This window comes from Sunxiuqinia elliptica (assembly GCF_900113005.1).
Taxonomy (GTDB): domain Bacteria; phylum Bacteroidota; class Bacteroidia; order Bacteroidales; family Prolixibacteraceae; genus Sunxiuqinia; species Sunxiuqinia elliptica.
Map to the genome: position 1 here is coordinate 161395 of NZ_FONW01000001.1, position 20386 is coordinate 181780.

Here is a 20386-nt window from a genome sequence, read left to right on the forward strand (position 1 = left end):
TCATGTCTTTAATTATTCATACCTCAGTGCCTCCACCGGGTTACGCGTGGCCGCCCGCCAGCTTTGCCAACTAACCGTTAGCAGGGCAATTCCCAAGGCCAGGAATCCAGCCAAAGCAAAGATCCACCAGCTTAAGGTGGTTTTGTAGGCAAAGTTTTCAAGCCACCTGGTCATAGCATAATATGCAATTGGCGTGGCGATTATAAAAGCAATCACCACCCACTTGACAAAGTCTTTGTTGAGCATGGCGAGTATTTCAGTTACTTTGGCACCGTTTACTTTTCGAACACCGATTTCTTTGATACGTCGTTCCATTACAAAAAGCGACAGGCCTACTAAGCCCAAAATTGCAATGGATATAGCCAGCACCATAAAACAGGTGAATATCGTTTTAGTATATTTTTCCGATTGGTACAATCGCTCAAACCGCTCATCAATAAACTGGTAAGAAAATGGAGAACCGGATAAGTCGAAATCCTGCCACGTGCTTTTAATAAACCCAATTGTATTAGACAGGTTCGCTGGATTTATTCGTATTGAGAGGCGGTTATAGCTCGGAGCATCCTTGTACAGGATGATCGGGAATACGGCATTGTGCAACGATTCGTAATTGAAGTTTTCCAACACACCAACGATTCTCCCTTTTTCATTTCCATATTCAACAAACTGCCCGATTGCTGCTTCAGGCGACTCCCATCCAATTTTTTCCACAGCCGCGCGGTTAACCAAGTATTCCTTCTCTTCTTTTGTTTTACTGCTGATATTATTCCCGGCAATCAATTTCATTTCGTAGGTAGGAACAAAATATTCGTCAGCCCGAATATTGGCCACTCGAAAACCAAGCGGTTCCATTTTTCCATTGTTGGAAGCTTTCATCCCATTACTATCAGCAAGACGTTGCGATGGTACTCTCTTAGAGCCTGATACCTCAAGGATTGTTGGATTTTTAATTAGCTGATCCCGAAGTACCTTCAATTTTTCAATATGATTGGGCGATGCACTCACGGTAATCACATTTTCCTGGTTAAGCCCAAGATTCTTTGTCTGCAAATAGTCTAATTGTTTATTCACTGTCAGGAATGACATAATCAGGGCTATTGAAACAAAAAACTGAAAAATCACCATCCCGTTCCGAAACGACATTTTGCTATTTGTAGAACTGTTCTTTTTACTCGACAGCAATATGTTGGCCGGGTACACTCCTGATATCAATCCAATAAAAATTGACAGGATGAAAAATAGAGCGATCATATTGAGGTTTTGACCAACTGAAAATGCCAAGTTGCTGTTAAAAAGATCAGCGAGATAAGGAATGGCCACACGAACAATGAGTAGCGCAACAATTAACGATACAATGCAGAACAAAACCGATTCGAGCATGAGTAAAGACAAGATGCGTTTACCTGTTGCCCCAATCACTTTTTTAATCTGAATTTCTTTAATGCGTTTGGTATAAATAGCCGTATTCAGGTTAATGTAGTTGATGCTTCCCAAAAGCAGAATTAACAGTGCGATCGATAACAATACATAAATACTTGAACGACTTCCATACCAGTTAAAATGGATATCCGCCAGTTTTTCCATCCTGATTTTTGTCCAACTGGTTCCGTTGTCAAATTGTTTGTTGATGAATTCATCGAGGCGGGAGTCCAACTGCTGAGGTTTATTCCTCATCAATGCAAATGTTTCGTAATTATTGCTGCCCCAATCCTTTAACTCACTTTCACCAACGGCATTTGCATAGGTAGAAAAAGAGATAAAGATTTCAGGTCGGAAATGGTTATTTTGCCCCCAGTCTTTGAATACTCCGGTAACTTTTAGATTATAGCTAGTTCCATTCTCATCGAAAAACTCCATTGCTTCACCAACAGCATATTCCTTATTAAAATACTTATTAGCAATCGTTGCAGAGATAACAGCAGTCAATGGTTCGTTTAACAAATTGTCTTCGGCAGAAAGCCCTTCGAATGAGAAAATATTCAGAATATCTGGCTCAGCAAAACAAACATCTGGTTCGGTAACTTTTTGATCGTTCATTCGAAAAAGCATGCCGGCATGAGATACCCGCGCGATATTTTCAATCTCCGAAAACTCGTCTTTCAGCAGTGGTGCAATGGGAGGAGCGACATAAGGCAAATGAAGATTTTCAGTTCCATTGTTATCGTAAAAATACCGATGAACGCGATAAATCTGCTCAGCATTTTTGTGAAACTTGTCGTAACTCAATTCATTCTTAATCCAAAGGCCAATAAAAACAACACAAACAAACCCAATGACCAATCCTGTAAAATTTATGGAGGTGTACAAAGGGTTTCGTTTAATAAAGCGGAGAATATTTGTACGTAATTTTTTCATTTTTCAACCTTTTTTTATCTATACTCTTTATCAGAATTGAATGTTTCTTGATCTGCAATTACTCAATCACTTAGCAAGAAACAAGCTTCTCTATCAAGTCTCAGCAATGCTTAATTATTCATACCGCAACGCTTCCACCGGGTTTCGGGTAGCTGCACGCCAGCTCTGCCAACTAACGGTTAATAGTGCAATCCCCAAGGCGAGTAAACCAGCCAAGGCAAATATCCACCAGCTTAAACTGGTTTTGTAGGCGAAGTTCTCCAGCCATTTAGTCATGGCATAGTATGCAATGGGTGTTGAAATAAGAAAAGCCACCATTACCCACCGAACAAAATCTTTGTTGAGCATCGTCAGTATTTCGCCGACTTTGGCTCCGTTGACTTTGCGAATACCGATTTCTTTGGTTCTTTGCCGACTAATTAGAAGCGAAAGACCAAACAAGCCCAAACTCCCAATCAGAATAGCAACGCCTGCCAGCAAACCAATAATTTTTGAAAACCGAATCTCGGCTTCATAAATTTGATTCAGAATATCATCGGTAAAATCGAAATCAAAAGCCGTTGTTCCTCCCGTAGTTTTCCAAGCATCTTCTAAAAAGGCAATGGTCTTGCTAATATTTTTAGTTTTAATCCGAACCGCAATTTCGCGACACATTTGGGGATTAATCCCAATAAGCATAGGCGTGACAGCTTCACGCACCGAATACATGTTAAAATCTTTTACAACGCCAACTACCGGACCAAAAGCCGTTTGCTCTCCAATAATCTCTGTTAAGCCGAGTGTTTCAATAGCTTGTTCGTTTACCAAAACCCCCGTTGCATTCTTTTCCTTGTCAAAATCGTTTCCCAGGATCAGCTGCATTCCCATGGTTTCGGCAAAGCCATAATCGACAAACAGGCCATTCACTTTCACCAATTGGTTCGGCTCATCCACTTTGGGAATTGACAAAAACATTTTGCCTTTATGCGGCGGAATCCAAAGGGCCCCACTCACTTTAACAACGCTCGGACTTTTCAGGATTTCCTCCTTAAATAACGCGTAATTATGATCGCCCAGAGGAATGCGAACCAAACCTTCTTTTTCAATCCCTAAATCTTTATTAAAAGCATAATGCACTTGCTTTTTAGAAAGAAACATCACTGCAATTAAAACCATAAAAACGGATAGCTGAAAAACCACCATGGCCTTCCGAACCCGATGCTTATTGTTGGCATTCGCATACTTTCCTTTCAATGTTTCTGTAAGCCTGAAAGAAGTAATTTTCAATGCAACCAATACCCCTGACAGGACTCCTGTTCCAACCGCAACCAAAAGCAAGATTGAAAGACTTAGCAACAACTGATCAGTGATAACCAAGACGTATGATTTTCCCAACATCTGGCTAATCAACGGCAAGCTTAACTGGCAAGCCAGAAGCGAAAAAGGCAAGGCAATCAACACCATCAAAACGGACTCGGTAACCAATTGGCCCACCAACTTCCCCCTGGAGGCTCCGCAAACTTTTCGTACTGCTAAAGCTTTGGTTTGCATCAGGGCTTGAGCCGAAGAAAGATTGAGGTAATTGACACAGGCAACGGCTAAAATCAGAATCCCGATACCAACTAAGGTCAATAACATGGAACGGTTTCCCTTATCTCCAGCATTGTTATCAACGATTTGGCCAGATTCAAAATAAATATTGGTTAAAGCCTGCAGTGAAAAGTTTAGCTGGTTGTCTTCGCTGGAATACTGTTCTCCCAGCTCACGCAACTTCGCCTCAACCGATGTAGGGTCCACTGCTTTATTCAACAGCAAATAAGTGGTGAAAAACAAACCATTCTCCCAAGACTCCCGCATCTCCTGAATCTCAGGAACCTCACCTGTCGAAATTAAGGTCTGTTTCAAATTTTCCAAACCAAACTCAGGACTGGCCACCAGACTGGCCTTAATGGTCGAATTCGGTGCAAAATCTTCAAAAACAGCAACAACCTCCATGTTGCGCTCTGCTCCATCTTTCCGAACGGTGAGCATCTCACCCACTGGATTTTGAGTTCCAAAATACTTGCTCGCTGCTTCCTGACTAATGACAAGCTTATTTTTAGAATGATCAAAACCGGAAAGTTCCCCATGAATCAACTCCACACCAAACATGTTAAAAAAGGCAGCTTCGGTGCAAAGTAGGCTATTTTCAGGAAGGTATTCCTCCTCTGCTTTTACCTCCAGATGATGAACAGTATACTGGTGAACGAAAGCCTCAACCTCGGCAAACTGCTCAAAGGCTGTTGAGCCCAGAACAAAAGGCGTATTGGCCCACTGATTATCGTCATCTTCGTTGTAGTTAATCACCCGAAAGATTTGATTCCGGTTAGCGAACGACTGGTTATAGGACAACTCATTCAACACAAAAACCAGCACAACAGCAACAATTCCAAGCCCCAAAGTCAACCCAGTCAAATTGATGAATGTGTTGGTTTTGTCCGAACCAAAATGGCGAAAAGCAGTTTTCAAATTATTGCTGATAGTCATTGCGTTAAGTTTTTAGCGTTTTATACATCGTTAGTCCGTTCTAATTCATATTCCAAGAATATCTTTCTACTCATACCGCAGTGCCTCCACCGGGTTTCGGGTAGCGGCACGCCAGCTCTGCCAACTTACTGTTAGCAATGCAATTCCCAGAGCCAAAACCCCAGCCAGAGCAAAAATCCACCAACTTAAACTAGTTTTATATGCAAAATTTTCGAGCCATTTACTCATGGCATAATAGGCGATGGGACAAGCAATCACAAAAGCAATAGCCACCCACTTGACAAAATCTCTGTTCAGCAAAGCAAGGATTTCTGAGATTTTGGCACCATTCACTTTGCGAATACCAATTTCTTTGGTACGATGTTGAATTGTGAATACAATCATCCCTAAAATTCCAAGAATAGAAAGAAGAATCGCAATACCAGACAACACAGAGATTGTTTTTGCAGTATTTATTTCAGCCTGATAGTTGGAGCTTATTCGCGCATCCATAAATTGCATACTAAAAGGATATTCAGGTGCAATTTGGCTCCATACACTTTTCATACTGGCAACTGCCTGAGAGTAGTCTCCCTCATGTAATCGTATGACAATATTATGATGCCCCCAGTCTCGAATATAATACATAATTGGCTTGGCACTTTCTTTCAATGTAAAATACTGCATATCCTCAATGACTCCAATAATCTCCAACTCTCCATTCGGAGTAAACGCGTTATTTAAGCCCGCAAGTTTCTCGCCAACCGGGTTTTCAAGTCTCAGCAAATCAACGGCTGATTGATTGATCACAATCTTATCCCTTTTGTCCAGCTCAATCTTTTCATCAAAGTTCCTGCCTGTAATAAACCGTGCACCTACCGCTTCTAAGAAGTCATGGTCAACAACTATTTGAGCTATATTTTGATTTTCACTAACGTCTTGCCCTGGCAATCTAACCGGAGAGTAATTATTAATGTAACCTGCGGGAGCATTCTGCGTAACTCCAACAGCATCAACAAGTGGCAGTTTTTCAATCTCTCCTTTAAAGCGATCATACCTTTGATTCATATTTTCGCTATAAGGATTTGTTACAACTAACACATTTTCCTTATCAAAGCCAGTCTTAGTTTCAAGAACAAGTTGCAATTGACTACTAACCACGACAACTGCCACAATTAAGAATGTTGCAATACCCAATTGAAAAACAACAAAAGCTCCGCGAACTTTTTGCTGCTGTTTTATCCCTTTTCGTTTTAATATCCCAACTTGACTTTTTATGGCCTCAGAAGGTTTAAATGAATTAAAAAACAGAATCGGATAAGCAGTAGACAAAAGAGCTGAGACTAAAATCAGAGGTGTAAGAAAACCAAACAAGGAAAAACCAAGTTCCATTGATTTTCCGGTCATTATATTGACATAGGGTAAGACCAGAGCTGTTATGCACAACGAAAGAAGTAGCGAAATAATTAGCAAAACCAAAGTTTCGAATCCTTGCTCAACGCCCAAAATAAATCGCGATGCCCCATTAACTCTCCGAATTCCGGTTTCCTTTATCTTTTTCCGGTAATTTGCGGTTAACGTATTGATATAATTGGTCGTGGCAATTGTCCAAATAAGGAAAGCAATAAACACAACTCCAATAACCACTTTATAATCTCCTTTTATCGCATTGTCCCATAATGTTCCAGCCGACCTTAAGTGGATATCAGCCAGCGGCTCTAAATACATTTGAAATTTAAGATCTTCATCGGCAATTTTATGACCTTTTGCAAAAAGCTCAGTGAGCTGATTTTCAATCCCATCAAAATCTCCGTCACCCGGAATCAGGAAATAGTAATTAAATGCAGTCATATACCACTTCGTTAGCAAGTTATTATTTAGCACTTTATAACTTGAAACCGAAGCCAGCATGTTCATTCTAAAATGCGACTGTTCTGGCAAATCCTTTACGATCCCTGTTATGGTAAAATCATGGTTATCCAGATGAATCAGCCTCCCCATCGCATCTTGGTCTCCAAAATATTTTCGTGCGATCGATTCTGATAAAATCATACTCAAAGGAGCTTGCAATGCCTCCTCTGGATCTCCTACTAAAAACTCAAAATCAAGTATTTTTAGAATTTCTGGGTCTCCGAATAATATATTGGTCTCGATAAAAGGTTCATTATTTACTGAAATGTATCTCTCGCCAGTTCCCAATTGCAGCCGCGCATATTTTTCAATTCCTGTCACCGAGCCAAGATTATCATTATACACTCCGGGAAAGGAACAATTGACCATATTACTCCCATCAATTGCCCGGACATTTAACCGATAGGTTTGCTCAAAATTGGCATTGTACTTATCAAACTGCATTTCATCAGTTGCAAGTAAGTATACCAGAACCGCACAACAAAAGGCTATTGAAAAGCTTACAACTGAAAAAACTGTAGATAATCGATCTTTTATCAAGTTTCTGATTAGTATCCGTATTTTAAACATACCTATTCTTTATTTTCACTTCATTAAATATGAAATTCTCTTATTATTCATACCGCAAGGCCTCCACGGGATTCCGGGTAGCGGCACGCCAGCTCTGCCAAAGCACGGTAATCACCGCAATCGACACAGCAATTAATCCTGAGACCAGAAATACCCAAACCGTAATTTGAGTGCGGAACGCATAGCCCTCAAGCCAGCGATTCATCACCATCCAAGTAATTGGTGACGCGACAAGTCCGGCCAAGCAGCCCGAAATCAGGAATGGCTTAACAAAGCGTCCTACAATGGACGGGACACTCTCTCCCAGACACTTTCGAATTCCAATTTCTTTAATTTTTTGCTCGGTAAGAAATAGCACCAAGCCCAAAAGTCCCAAGCAAAGGACAATGACAGTGAATACGGAGAAAATACCCACCAACTTGCCAAGTACAATTTCCGATTTTAATTGCCGGTTGTACTCATCGTCCAAAAAGGCATAATCAACCGGAAAGGCAGGTTCAATTTTTTCACATGCTACAATTATATTATCGATTGTCTCTTTGACATCGGTCGTCGCAACTTTCAATACCAAGTAATTTTGAGACCACGATTCTCCCAAGCTAATTGCCATTGGTTCGACCGATTCGGATAACTCGTTAAAATGCATGTCATTCATCACTCCCAGAATGGGATATTCGGTTCCATAGCCACTCAAGGTTCTGCCAACGAAAGAATCCCAGCCTATCATCCTGGCAAATGTCTTATTGATTACAATTCCCTGTCGTTGTTCGCGGAGGTAATCTCCTTCAGCCATTGTAGCGCCGAATGTTTCCAGCATGTGCTCATCTGTCCGCCAGTTGGTCACCAAGGGTTTAAACATCGGATCCTTCCCTTCCCAGCTCCAGCCTTCTCCGTTGTTCCCAATTGAGTTGGGTAAGTTCGAAACCACTGAGCCAGACAAAACGCCCGAAGATCGCTTCAGTTCTTCACGTAAAGTTTCAGCATGCTTCCCGAGTTTTCCCTGAAGCTTGACATAGAGCAACTGGTCTTTTTCAAACCCCAGCTCCATCTGCTGCATATACTCCGTTTGCTTCCCAATAATCAAGGTCGAAGACAATAGCACAATCGAAACGGCAAACATCATTACCACCATCGAGTTGCGGAAAATTCCCCGGCCTTTTGTCGTTTGGTAGTTTGAGCTCAATGTTTGAATGGGAGAAAATGAAGAGAGAAAAAATGCGGGATAGCTTCCAGCCAAAAATACTGTAAGCACATAAACTCCAACAAGAATGCTGATCGGAATCCAGGCAAAGAGCGTTGAAAGATCGATATGCTTTCCGATGGTGTTGTTAAACAAAGGAAGCCCTACAATTGCCAACAACAAAGCCAATACAAAAGCCAGAGCTCCAATAATAGCAACCTCGGAATAAATGATTCGAACCACATTCCAGCGCGAGGCTCCGATTGTTTTTCGCAGACCGGTTTCCTTAGCCTGTTTCGAAGACTTGGCAGTTGCCAGGTTGATAAAATTGAGGATCGCCGAAACAAGTACCAGAATGGCAATTATTCCAAAAATTCGGATGTTCCGAATATGATTTCGTTCATACAAATAGCCATCTTTAAACAGATAAGCCCGCAGGAAATTGGTCGATTCAGGCATTTCTTGCTGAATGCGATTGGTCACCGATGAAGCAACGGCCTCAAATGCTTCCGGACGGTTCAGCAAGCCAAAAGTTCGAAAGCTGTTATTATACCAGGTTGATAAATAATTGTCGTTGGAATAATACATCCTCAAATGCTCCAGAGGAATCACCATATCGAAATCAATGGTTGAATGCGACGGAATATCCTGAATTACGCCCGAAACCATCAAGTCCAGCTTATTATTCAATTGCAAGATCTCACCAACAGGATTCGATTTCCCAAAATAACGCTGAGCAGCTGATTCCGTCAAAATCACCTGGTTTTCAGCATCACCAGAGTTCGATCCGCCGTGTATAAATGGGAAAGAGAAAATGTCGAATAGCGAATAGTCAGCAAAGGCAACTCCTTCCATAAACCGTTTCGAGCCTGAAGTAACCAACATCTCACTGTAAGCCGGAATATACCGACAAGTCTTTTCCACTTCAGGTATCTCAGCCTCAATGGCTGTTGAAACAGCCGGCGGACAACCACCAAAAGTAATTTTTTCTGGCCCTCCTTCCAGGTAAGCGTGTACCACAAAAATACGATCCAAATTGGCATGAAAGCGGTCATGGCGAACTTCGTCTGCAATCCACAAAAAGATATACATCACACACACCAAACCAACCACCAATGCTGCAATTCCCAATGAATTAGAAGCCTTGTTCTTTTTTAATTTTCGGAGAGTAAATAGAATATTTTTCATTTATTAACGAGTACTTATCAAACTTGGTATTTTATATCATCCACCTTTACTAGTCAAACACGATGCCTTACTCCTAAGCACAAAACAATTAGACACTTAGAAAAAATACACAAAATTCAGGTGTCTAATATTTTGACAGAATGTGTACAATTTCTTGTCAGCTGCTACTCCCAGGCATGGCGCAAAACAAATGCCCCTCCAACTCTTGCCCTCTTTAGCTCGCAACGCAAAAAACTACGCTACTCATACCGCAAGGCTTCCACCGGGTTTCGGGTCGCTGCTTTCCACGATTGAAACGAAACGGTTAGCAGTGCAATACCCAACGCCAGCAGCCCGGCCAGCGCAAATACCCACCAGCTTAAGGTGGTTTTGTAAGCAAAGTTTTCGAGCCATTTATTCATGGCATAATAAGCAATGGGGCAAGCTAGCACAAAGGCAATCGCCACCCATTTGACAAAATCTTTATTCAGCATTGAAAGTATTTCAGAAACTTTCGCTCCGTTGACTTTGCGGATGCCGATTTCTTTGGTGCGTTGTTCCATCACAAAATAGGTCAGCCCCACCAGCCCCAAGCACGATAGCAGGAGCGAAATAATTGTTGTATAGGATAAGATTTTCTGAAACTGCCGATCTTTCTGATACAGGCTTTCCCATTTTTGGTCAAGGAATTGATACTCCATCGGAAAATCGGGAGAAAACCGGTTCCAAGCCATCTTCACTCGATCTATCGCCTGATCAAAATTCGCAGAAGTCGGCGCATTCATTTTAAGATACAGAACTTCATCACAATCCTGAGAGCACATGTAGCCAGCCGCTCGAACCGGCACGTGAAGCGACTCAAAATTGAAGTCGGAGACAATTCCGACAATACGGCCATGCTCAGGCTTCGAGCTAGCCATTTTAGCCGTTTCAATAGTTTCGATTTGAAATGCTCGTTTAGCCGTCTGGTTAAAAATAAACTCCTGTTTGCCATTTGAATTTTGATTGAAGCCGCTTCCTTCCAGAATCTCAATTCCGAAAAACTCAAAGAAGTTAGGGACGACAGACAGTTTCGAAAAGTTGACCTCACTTGTCTCTCCATCTTTCTCCATCCTCCGTCCCCAATTTTGAGCATTATCAACTAATACACTCTCCGAGAACGTATAATCAGTCACTTCAGGAATTTGCGCCAGCTCACTTTTAAAAGCCTCAATGTGCTCATAGAGCGCATCATTCAGATTCGCATAGATGATGCTTTCCTTATCAAAGCCCAAATCCTGGTCCTCCAAATGCTGACTCTGCTTCCGAATCGTCACAATGGATGTCATCAAAGCAATGGTCACCACAAACTGAAAAACGAGTAATCCGTTACGCGAAAAGCTCCTACTTCGTTTCTCCTCCTGTTTTCGCAGCAAAAAAGAAGGAACCCTCCGACTCAACAACACTCCCGGAAGCAAGCCAGTGCTTACAAGCATCAGCGCCACCACCGCAAGCAACATCAAAATATACTTTAATGAGATAAAGCCAGCTAATGAATAAGATGATGATGTCAAGCTGTTAAAAACCGGAAGAATAACTGCAGTTAGCAAAAGCGATAACCCAACAGCCAATCCAAGCTGGATCAATGATTCCGCAGTTACCAACTGGACGATTTTGGAGAAACTGCTTCCCATCATTTTGAAGATTCCGATATTTTTGTTCCACTTTTCGCGTTGAGCAGTAACCATATTCACATAGTTGATGCAAGCCAAAAGCAACACCAGCAAGCCGGTAATCCCAATGATTGCTAACGTCAGGCGATTGCCATGCCGCAAAAAACGCAACTCGTGAAGGTCAAAATAAACATCAGAGAAAGGGAATAATCCAAACTTGATATCCTCTTTCATATCAGCAGGAACCTTGTCTAGTGGAATGGTTTTTAGTTTGGCTAAAACGCCCTCATAAGAAGCGTGGTTATTGAGCCGGGCAAAGCCTTGATAGTTCTGCGATCCCCAATGCTTCATGTTGCTGACATACCATCCGATTTTATAATTGGTTTGAAAAGAAAGGACAGCTTCAAAGTTCCAGGACGACTCCTGAGGCAGATCTTTGATGACAGCCGTTACTTCCAACTCTTCACCCTGTAAATAAGTTGCATCGTAGGTTACAGTTTTTCCAACCGGATTTTCATCCCCAAAAAGCTTACGGGACAAAGATTGCGTAATAACCAATTTATTGGATGTATTTAAGCCTTCCACCGGATCTCCCCAAACAGCCTCAAAAGGAAAAACACGAAAAAAACATGAGTCGGCAGTAAGTAAGCGCTCAAGCTTAAACTTTTGTTGCCCTTCTTTTAAAAAGACTTGGGGCGACCAATCTACTGAGCAATAAGTTATTTTATCAACTTCCGGGATCTCTTCCTTAATCAGATTAACCATGTTCTGGGAAAGATGAACACCCGAATCATCCCCATTGGTTACACAGTAGATATTGTCAATTTCAGAAATAAAACGATCGGTACTTTTTTCCTTCATCACAAAAGAAAAAATCAACATGCTTGTGGTTAAACCAACCGTTAAGCCCACAATGTTAAGTAGAGAAACGACTTTGTTTTTCTTTAAATTTCGGAAAGCTAATTTTAAACTTTTGGATAGCGCCATAGTTCATGTTTTTATTCGTATCGCAAGGCTTCAATCGGATTACGGTTTGCAATCCGGGTATAGTTAACAGCAGCAATCAGTGCTATCAGCATCAAAAAGAATAAGCTACAACCAGCAAATATTCCCCAGTGGAGATCAATTTTCGAGGCAAAATTTTGCATCCATCGTCCGGTGATAATCCAAGCGCCAGACAAGCCAATTAAAACTGCCGGAATGGCAATATACTCTAAATCTGTGATGAAGGCCTGCAAGATATCCGATAGGTTGGCTCCACTAATCCGTCGAATTGCCAGCTCTTTGCGACGACGGTTGCCCTCGTTGGCCGTATAGCCTAACAAGCCAATCACGGTGATGAGCAAGATGATAAAATTCCCCGCCATCATTGCATTCCGGAAACCTTTCTCCGAGAGGTAGCTTTTTTGTTGTTCGTCTTGTAAACTCTTAATTACAGCATCCTGATGAGGCAATACCCGGTTAAAAACGGCAGCCATCTTTGCAGGCAATCCGGCCTCTGCACTCGGGTGTGCCTTGACCAAAATATTAAACGAAAAGGATGGGTTGTTGACCATTCTCTCAGCAAACTTCTCCTCTGACATATAAAAGAAGACAGCCGGTCTGGTGTCTGGCGAAGCCATCGAACGGATAATAAAGTCATCAAAAACACCACGAATCGTTGTTGAACCATGCTCCGTTACTCCCAGCTCTTTCCCAAGCACGCCATCGGTCCAGCCATTGTTCATCAGCAACATTTCCGCGCCTTTATCGCTAATCAGCAAATCGTGGCTAACAGCAGTTTCTTCAGAGAAATTTTGACCACGAATCACCGGAATATCAAGAATTGAAAGGTAATTTTCATCAATAAAATAGAAGTCCGCTACATTAAACAATTCCCGTTCGCCATCGGGCGAAAGGACATTATTTCCCGAAGCTCCATCGGTTGGAACTCCATCACCCATGCCAACAAGCTCAATCTCTGGCATTGATCGCAATTCATGCAGCACAGCCGAAAGCTTACGTCCATCCATACCACTGGTTGATCCATAATAAACTCCTTCGGTTCGGTAACCATGATCGGCATCTTTCATTTTATCGTATTGCAAGGACACAATTACCAGAACAGTCAGGATGAACGACGCTCCAATGAACTGCAGCGAAAGCAATGCCAATTTCCATTTATTTCTTTTTTGACGATAGTCGCGAAAAGCTGTAGCCACTGGAATTCGCGAAAAGAACTTGCCTGGCAAATAGCTAATCAACACTACCAAGGCCGTTATCACGCCCAACAAGGGCCAAATTACCGTAGGATTGAGAACTGAAACCAATTGGTGATCCAACTGCGTCTCTGCCAATGGCCTTAACAACAGAATAATGAGGGCCGCACCAGTCAACGAAATCAAAAACAAAAGAAAGGTCTCGGTAAAGATCATTCGCAGTAAATTTTGCGACAATGCACCACATGTTTTATGAATGGCTGAAGTTTTTGCCCGATTTACCAAAGCGCTTAAAGTCAGCAAAATATAATTCATCATCGATACGAACAGGACAGCCGCCGCAATGATGCTCAAAACCAAGATCATATCCTTCACATTCGCCACATGAATTTTGGTTATGGGCTCAAAAGAATATTTTAAAACAAAGCCCTGCTGAGTTTCTTCCAACGCTTCAATATCCTGGTGCTTCTCCTGCATTTTACGCACTGCAGGGGCCAGGCTTTTCGGATCAACGCCCGGCTCAAGCTTTACACAGGCATAATACCGATCGTTTCCCAACCAGTTTTCTCGTCCATCCCACATAAACTCATCAATGGAAACCATCGACACCAGAACATCATAATTGTAGTTCGTATTTTCAGGCAGCGCTTCAAATACGCCGGCAATCGTTACTTTTTTTCCGGGATACTCCTTCAACTCAATTACTTTTCCAACAACATCGCCTCCCATATCTTCAGCCACCTCGCTAGACACCATGCAACTCATTGGGGACTTGAGCGCTTCTTCGGCATTTCCTTGAAGTACCGGCCTCGGCAGGACGTCAAATAAATATTCATCGGCTAAAGAAAAGCTAGCCTTGTAACGCTTAAAGTCATCCGTATAAAAGATGGATGAGCCCAGTGGATTTAAACGTGTTGCAAGCTCAACTCCAGGCACTTCAGCTTTTAATCCCGGAGCAATCGCACCACTAACCCGGGAGTAATTGCGCAACTGATCTGACGACTTATCAACTTTAAAATTTTCGTGGACAACATAAATTCGATCTGCATCAGGATAAAAGCTATCATAGCTGTAGAAATAAAACACCTCTGCCAAAAGCAACAAACTAAAGGACAAGCCCATAGCCAGTGAAACAATTCGTGTTACCGTATGCTCTCCCTTTCGAAACAATCTTCGAAAGGCAATTTTTAATGAATTCATATATCTAATTTTTTTCTCTAATTCTCTTCTTCATCGAATTCCAACTACTCGTATCGAAGTGCGTCTATCGGGTTTCTGGTAGCTGCTTTAATGGTTTGGTAACTTGTACTAACCAATACTATGAGCAACAAAAGCCCCGTTCCCATCACAAAAATCCAGGGTTGTGCGGGTAGCTTATTTGCACTTGGAAGCGACGTATATACCAGCCAGGCACTTGGAAAAGCAACCAACATGGCCAGCAACAACAAGAGGTAGTATTCGCGATTCAGCAGATGGAATATTCCCAAGGGGGAACTGCCATTGATTTTCCGGATTCCGATTTCTTTGGTTCGCCGTGCAACAACAAAAGCCACCAAGCCAAACATTCCGACTACGGCCAGTAAAATATTCAAGACCGTAAAAAACAAAAGCGTCTTGTTCACCGAATGGTATATCTTGAAGCTGTATTCACTATTAAAAGCGGAAGGAAAATCCTTAACCTCAAATGGATCATTGGGAAATGCCATTTTCAACTCATTAGTAATGATATTTCTTGCATGAACAGCTCCATCCTCTCGAACACGAAAAGCAAACACCCAGTTCCCCTCAATTTCATTCGGGGCAAGTATCAAAACACTTGGCTCAACCGGGTTGTGCATATCGTGATAAATAAAGTCTTCCACCACGCCTACAATCGTAAGCTGGTTATCGTTAACTCGTTTGCCAATAGGATCGTCCCAGCCGAAACACTTCGCAGCAGCCTCGTTTATGACACAACTTTTCCCCACATCTCCGGAAAAAGCAGTCGCAAAGTTCCGCCCTGCAGTCAGATTGGTATTTAGCAAAGTAAAATAGTTGTAGCTTACGGTATTGAAGCGGCAAGTAACTTTCTCATTCGGGTCGCCCCCCTCCCAATTGGTCATTCCCCCTCCTTGATTAACAAACGGAAAGTTCTTGGACATGGCTACGTCAACAATTTCCGGATGCTGTAAAAGCCGATCGCGCAACTGATAAAAATCAACACGATTCCCGGATGCATTCAGCTCGGAGTAAAGCAAGCCATCGCGTTGAAACCCCAAGTCTTTATTGGCAACATACCTGATTTGCATGGAAAAAGAGGCCGTTAACACAATCAGGAAGAGTGAAATAGCAAACTGGAAAGTCACCAACGCCTTTTTCAGGCTAAAAGTATCTCGCTGTTTATTTAGAAAATTCCCTTTAAAGAGTGTCGTGATTTTACTGGCTGCCATAAACTTGGCGGGGTAAACGCCCGACAGCAATCCCACACAAACAGCTAAAAGCAGCAGTGACAAAACAAACTTCCAATCGGTAATCAAACTGAATGTGATTTGTTTATCGACAACACTATTGAAAAGTGGCAACAAAAATGCCGTTGCCACGAGTCCCATTACCAATGCGACAACACAAACACCCACAGTCTCGCTTAAGAATTGGAGCACTAACTGCCACCGACGACTACCAATTACTTTTTTTACAGCAACCTCTTTGCCCCTCATCGAAGCTTGTGCCAACGATAGATTGACGTAGTTAAAACCGGACATGATCAGAATAAATACACCAATCAATCCAAATAGCTTAAGAATAATCAGGTAATCGTTGCTATCATTAAAATTCAGGTAAACCTTTGAAAGCGGACATAATTGCATCTCACCAAATTTGAGGTTCTCATAAGCGGCAAAAAGATGCTGGATCTTAGCTTCTGCGTTCTTGGCTTCAACACCACTTTCCAACAAGGTGTACACCATACAGTCCTTGGCCCAGAACGATGATCGATCAACCCCTGCCAATGGTTTTAAGCTTGAAAATGAAATGATATACGAAGGACGTAAACTGCTGTTGAAAGGTAAATCCCGATAAACTCCGGTCACCGTCAAGGGATGTTTGTTCTCCAACAAAACAAATTCGCCAATCACATTCGTTTTATTAAATAACTTTTGTGCAAGCGTTTCCGACAATACCACCGAATAGGGTTGAGCAAGCGCATGTTGTTGTTCGCCCCCAACAAAACTAAAGGAGAACACATCAAAAAAGCAGGTGTCAGCATAAATTCCTTTCACATCGTGCACCTGGTGTTCTGCATCAGTTCCCAAAAAGGTTGATCCAGCCTCGTTAATCACAGTCACTTTCTCAAATTCCGGAAACTGGCGCTCAATCATCTGAGCAGTAACAGGTCGGTTGTGAGGCGAAATGTTATTTCCACTAGTGGGATGGATAGCATTGGTATTTCGAATTTGAACCCGGTAAATCCGATCATATTTCTCATGACTTTTATCCCAGTTCATCTCATAACGGATAAACAGAGCAATCAACGCAAAAGCCGTAAAACCAACCGTTAGTCCCACCAGGTTAGTGATGGAATACACCTTGGTTTTCTTTAGCTTACGGATAGATAGTTTGAAAAATATTGAGTTCATTTTATTCTTGTTTTCATTTTAGTTGAGGCTCATTCATACCTCAATGCTTCCACTGGATTTCGTGTAGCCGCTTTCCAGCTTTGCCAGCTAACCGTTAGCAGCGCAATGGCCAAAGCCAGCAAACCGGCCAAGGCAAAGATCCACCAACTCAGGGTGGTTTTATAAGCAAAGTTTTCAAGCCATTTACTCATGGCGTAATAAGCAATGGGACAAGCAATCACGAAAGCAATAGCCACCCATTTTACAAAGTCTTTGTTGAGCATCGTAAGGATTTCGGAAATTTTGGCCCCATTGACTTTGCGGACACCGATTTCTTTAATTCTGCTGCGCGTATCATAAAGCGAAATGGCAAACAAGCCAATTGACGAAATCAGGAAAGCAATGCATGTAAAAATCATGTAGATCTCACTAAGTCGTTTTTCCTTCCGGTACATAGCCTCAATATTGTCGGCTAAAAAAGCATATTCGAATGTTTCTCCCGGATTAAGCTCATCAAATAATTTCTGTACAAACTGGATCCCCTCTTTCGCAGTTTCTTCTTCAAACCGAATCATAAAGTTGGCTTCGACATCTTCAAAATACATCATAACCAAAGGGCGCGGTTTTACCGATAAATGTTCGGAATTAAAATCCTTTACAACCCCAAGTATTTCAAAACCGGCATTCTGATCATCCGAACGGGACCAGTACTTATTTAAAACTCTTGCTGAAGAAATATCCTTAATCCCCCAATACTTCTTCGCAGCCTCATTAATCACAACTTTATTCTCCCGCTGCTTATCTTTCTCCTTCTCAAAAAAACGACCTTCCACAAGTCGTAAGTCAAGAGTTTCCATATAATCCGGTGTCAATGCAAGAAAGTTGGCAGAAGTGTAATCTCTCGTATCTCCCTGTAATTTCCATGGCATTACATGCGTGTTGATTGGCGAATTTCCTTGAGTAAAAGACTTTATAGCACTGCTGGTTGATAGTTCATTTACAACATATTGAAAATTTTTCTGAGCTTCTTCCCGCTGTACTGCCCAGTCCTCCTTGTTTGTTGGGAAAGGCTGCTCTCGAAAAAGCCTGGTCGTAATAATATTTGCAGAATGAAATCCAAGATCTTTATTCAACATTAAATGAAGTTGCTTTACCACAACAATGGAAGCTACCAGTAAAATCAAAGAAAGTGAAAACTGAATCGTAGCCACCACATTTCTTCCTGCCAGTTTATTCCCTGATAAGACTTGATTCTTTAAGCTTTTTGCTAACGAGATTCTCAGAAAAACCACCGAAGGATAAATCATAGAAGCCAGAACAACTGCAACCAAAATAGCTAGGTTTAGCAAAAGTACCTGCCAAAAATCTGGATTCAGTTCAACTCCTACAATCCGATTAAAATGAGGAAGTACCAAAAGAAACGTTACCGAAATCATCACTGCAGATGATAAAATAAGCATGCCCAACTCAGTCAATTTTTGATAAAAAATATGTTTTTGGCTTGCTCCTGAAATTTTATTGATTCCAATATTTTTGACAGATGAGTTAATACTTATGATCTGCAAATTTGAAAAGTTAAGCAATGTTATTACAAAGATTATTGCAGTGATGACTAGTAAGATAGAGATGTTCTTTGGATTACCATGTTTTGGAAAAAGCCCATTGAACGACGCCCCTGAGTTGTCGTTGTATATCTTGTCAAAAGCCATTACATCCATCCGGCTATTTTTAAACTGAGGATGTTGATGTCCTAGGTTCTTTATTTGCTCTACAAAACCGGTTTTATCGAAACCGTCGTCAACCAAAATAAAGTTACCTCCCGATCGATTAAATGAAGCGGAATGCTCCGGCAGAATAAAGTCGAAATTTAGAGAGCTATTGACAGGAGGAGTTTCGACAATTCCTTTCACCGTATAATTTTGCTGCACTCTTCCTGACAGCTTAACAGTCTTCCCCATGGGATTTTCACTACCAAAGAAGCGTTTTACAAGCCTCTCGGTAAAAACGACAGCATCTGGTTCTTTCAAAACAGCACTTTGATCTCCTACTTTTAGTTTAAAATCAAAAACGTCCAAAAAAGTACTGTCAGCTACAATTCCTTCTGGAGAAATCGACCTCTCATCGTATTTAAAAAGAAGCTCCCCTTGGGCAAACTTCTTTACGCTAGCCAAATTTTCAATTCCAGGATAATCTCTATAGTTAAAACCAAAAAACGAATTCGCATCAATTGCATCCAACTGGCTTTCTGGCGATTGTTGAATTATCAAAAGAAAGATGTCCTTTTCCCGCTTGTGAAAGTTATCCATTGACAATTCGTTATGGATATAAGTATACAGCAACGAAATACAGAGTGCGCTTAGTAATATCGTCACTAAACTACCCGCAAAAACCAGCCTATTTGATTTGAAGTTTCTGAAAGTATATTTTAGATAGTATCTTACCATAATTTCATTTTTTTTCGCATACCTCAACGCCTCTACCAGGTTTCGTGTAGCCGACACCGGCCTACGAGCAGCATCGCAAGCCCTAAAGCCAAAACACCTGGCTACAACAAGACCTCGCCCAGTTGCTTTTTCACTTCCTCGGTAATAATCTGTCCATCAAATAGATTAACCACCCGGTGAGCAAATTCGGAGTCGTGCAACGAGTGGGTAACCATCACAATGGTAGTTCCTTCACGATTCAACTCGGTAAGCAGGTTCATCACTTCCAATCCGTTTTTCGAATCCAGGTTACCGGTAGGCTCATCCGCTAGAATTAGTTTTGGATTAGCCACGACAGCACGAGCAATGGCAACACGCTGCTGCTGACCTCCAGAAAGCTGTTGCGGGAAGTGCTTCCGTCGGTGACTGATTTTCATGCGCTCCAGCACTCGTTCAACCATGGCTTTACGCTCGCTTGCTTTCAGTTTCAGGTAAATTAGAGGTAATTCAACGTTTTCATACACGTTCAACTCATCAATCAGGTTAAAGCTTTGAAACACAAAACCGATGTTTCCCTTCCGAAGTTGGGTCCGGTTACGTTCTTTCAACTGGCCAACCTCCTGCCCATCAAAAAAGTAATCGCCACCACTTGGATTATCCAGCAAGCCGATAATATTCAGCAAGGTGGACTTTCCACATCCTGAAGGCCCCATAATAGCCACAAACTCACCTTTCTTTACATGCAGGTTGACATGGTTCAGCGCACTGGTTTCAATCTCCTCGGTGCGAAAAATTTTGGTTAGATCTACTGTTTTTATCATAGTTGTATTAGCATAGAGCAGAGCGCATGGGG

Annotated in this window: 9 protein-coding genes; all 9 read right to left on the reverse strand. The window is 41.8% G+C overall.

All coding sequences use genetic code 11. From position 1 onward, the window contains the following. Positions 1–12 precede the first annotated feature (12 nt). Entirely contained in the window at positions 13–2355 is a 2343-nt protein-coding gene (locus tag BM156_RS00580; protein WP_093917875.1) for an ABC transporter permease, read from the reverse strand. 114 nt (positions 2356–2469) lie between these two features. Next, a complete protein-coding gene (locus BM156_RS00585; RefSeq protein WP_093917876.1) occupies positions 2470–4860 on the reverse strand; it encodes an ABC transporter permease in 2391 nt (796 codons plus the stop codon). 66 nt (positions 4861–4926) lie between these two features. Further along, positions 4927–7320, reverse strand: a complete 2394-nt coding sequence (locus tag BM156_RS00590) for an ABC transporter permease (protein WP_093917877.1) — start codon at positions 7318–7320, stop codon at positions 4927–4929. 43 nt (positions 7321–7363) lie between these two features. Beyond that, positions 7364–9688, reverse strand: coding sequence for an ABC transporter permease (locus tag BM156_RS00595; RefSeq protein ID WP_093917878.1), 2325 nt, complete (start codon positions 9686–9688; stop codon positions 7364–7366). A gap of 239 nt (positions 9689–9927) precedes the next feature. After that, positions 9928–12306, reverse strand: coding sequence for an ABC transporter permease (locus BM156_RS00600; RefSeq protein ID WP_093917879.1), 2379 nt, complete (start codon positions 12304–12306; stop codon positions 9928–9930). An 11-nt stretch (positions 12307–12317) separates the two neighbouring features. Then, positions 12318–14717 (reverse strand): ABC transporter permease, encoded by a 2400-nt coding sequence (locus tag BM156_RS00605; protein WP_093917880.1) that lies wholly within the window; start codon positions 14715–14717, stop codon positions 12318–12320. Between the two features lie 44 nt (positions 14718–14761). After that, positions 14762–17131, reverse strand: coding sequence for an ABC transporter permease (locus tag BM156_RS00610; RefSeq protein ID WP_093917881.1), 2370 nt, complete (start codon positions 17129–17131; stop codon positions 14762–14764). 29 nt (positions 17132–17160) lie between these two features. After that, entirely contained in the window at positions 17161–19554 is a 2394-nt protein-coding gene (locus tag BM156_RS00615; protein ID WP_093917882.1) for an ABC transporter permease, read from the reverse strand. Positions 19555–19655: 101 nt separating this feature from the next. After that, on the reverse strand, positions 19656–20354 hold the full coding sequence (locus BM156_RS00620) for an ABC transporter ATP-binding protein (protein WP_093918653.1): 699 nt from the start codon (positions 20352–20354) through the stop codon (positions 19656–19658). Positions 20355–20386 lie beyond the last annotated feature (32 nt).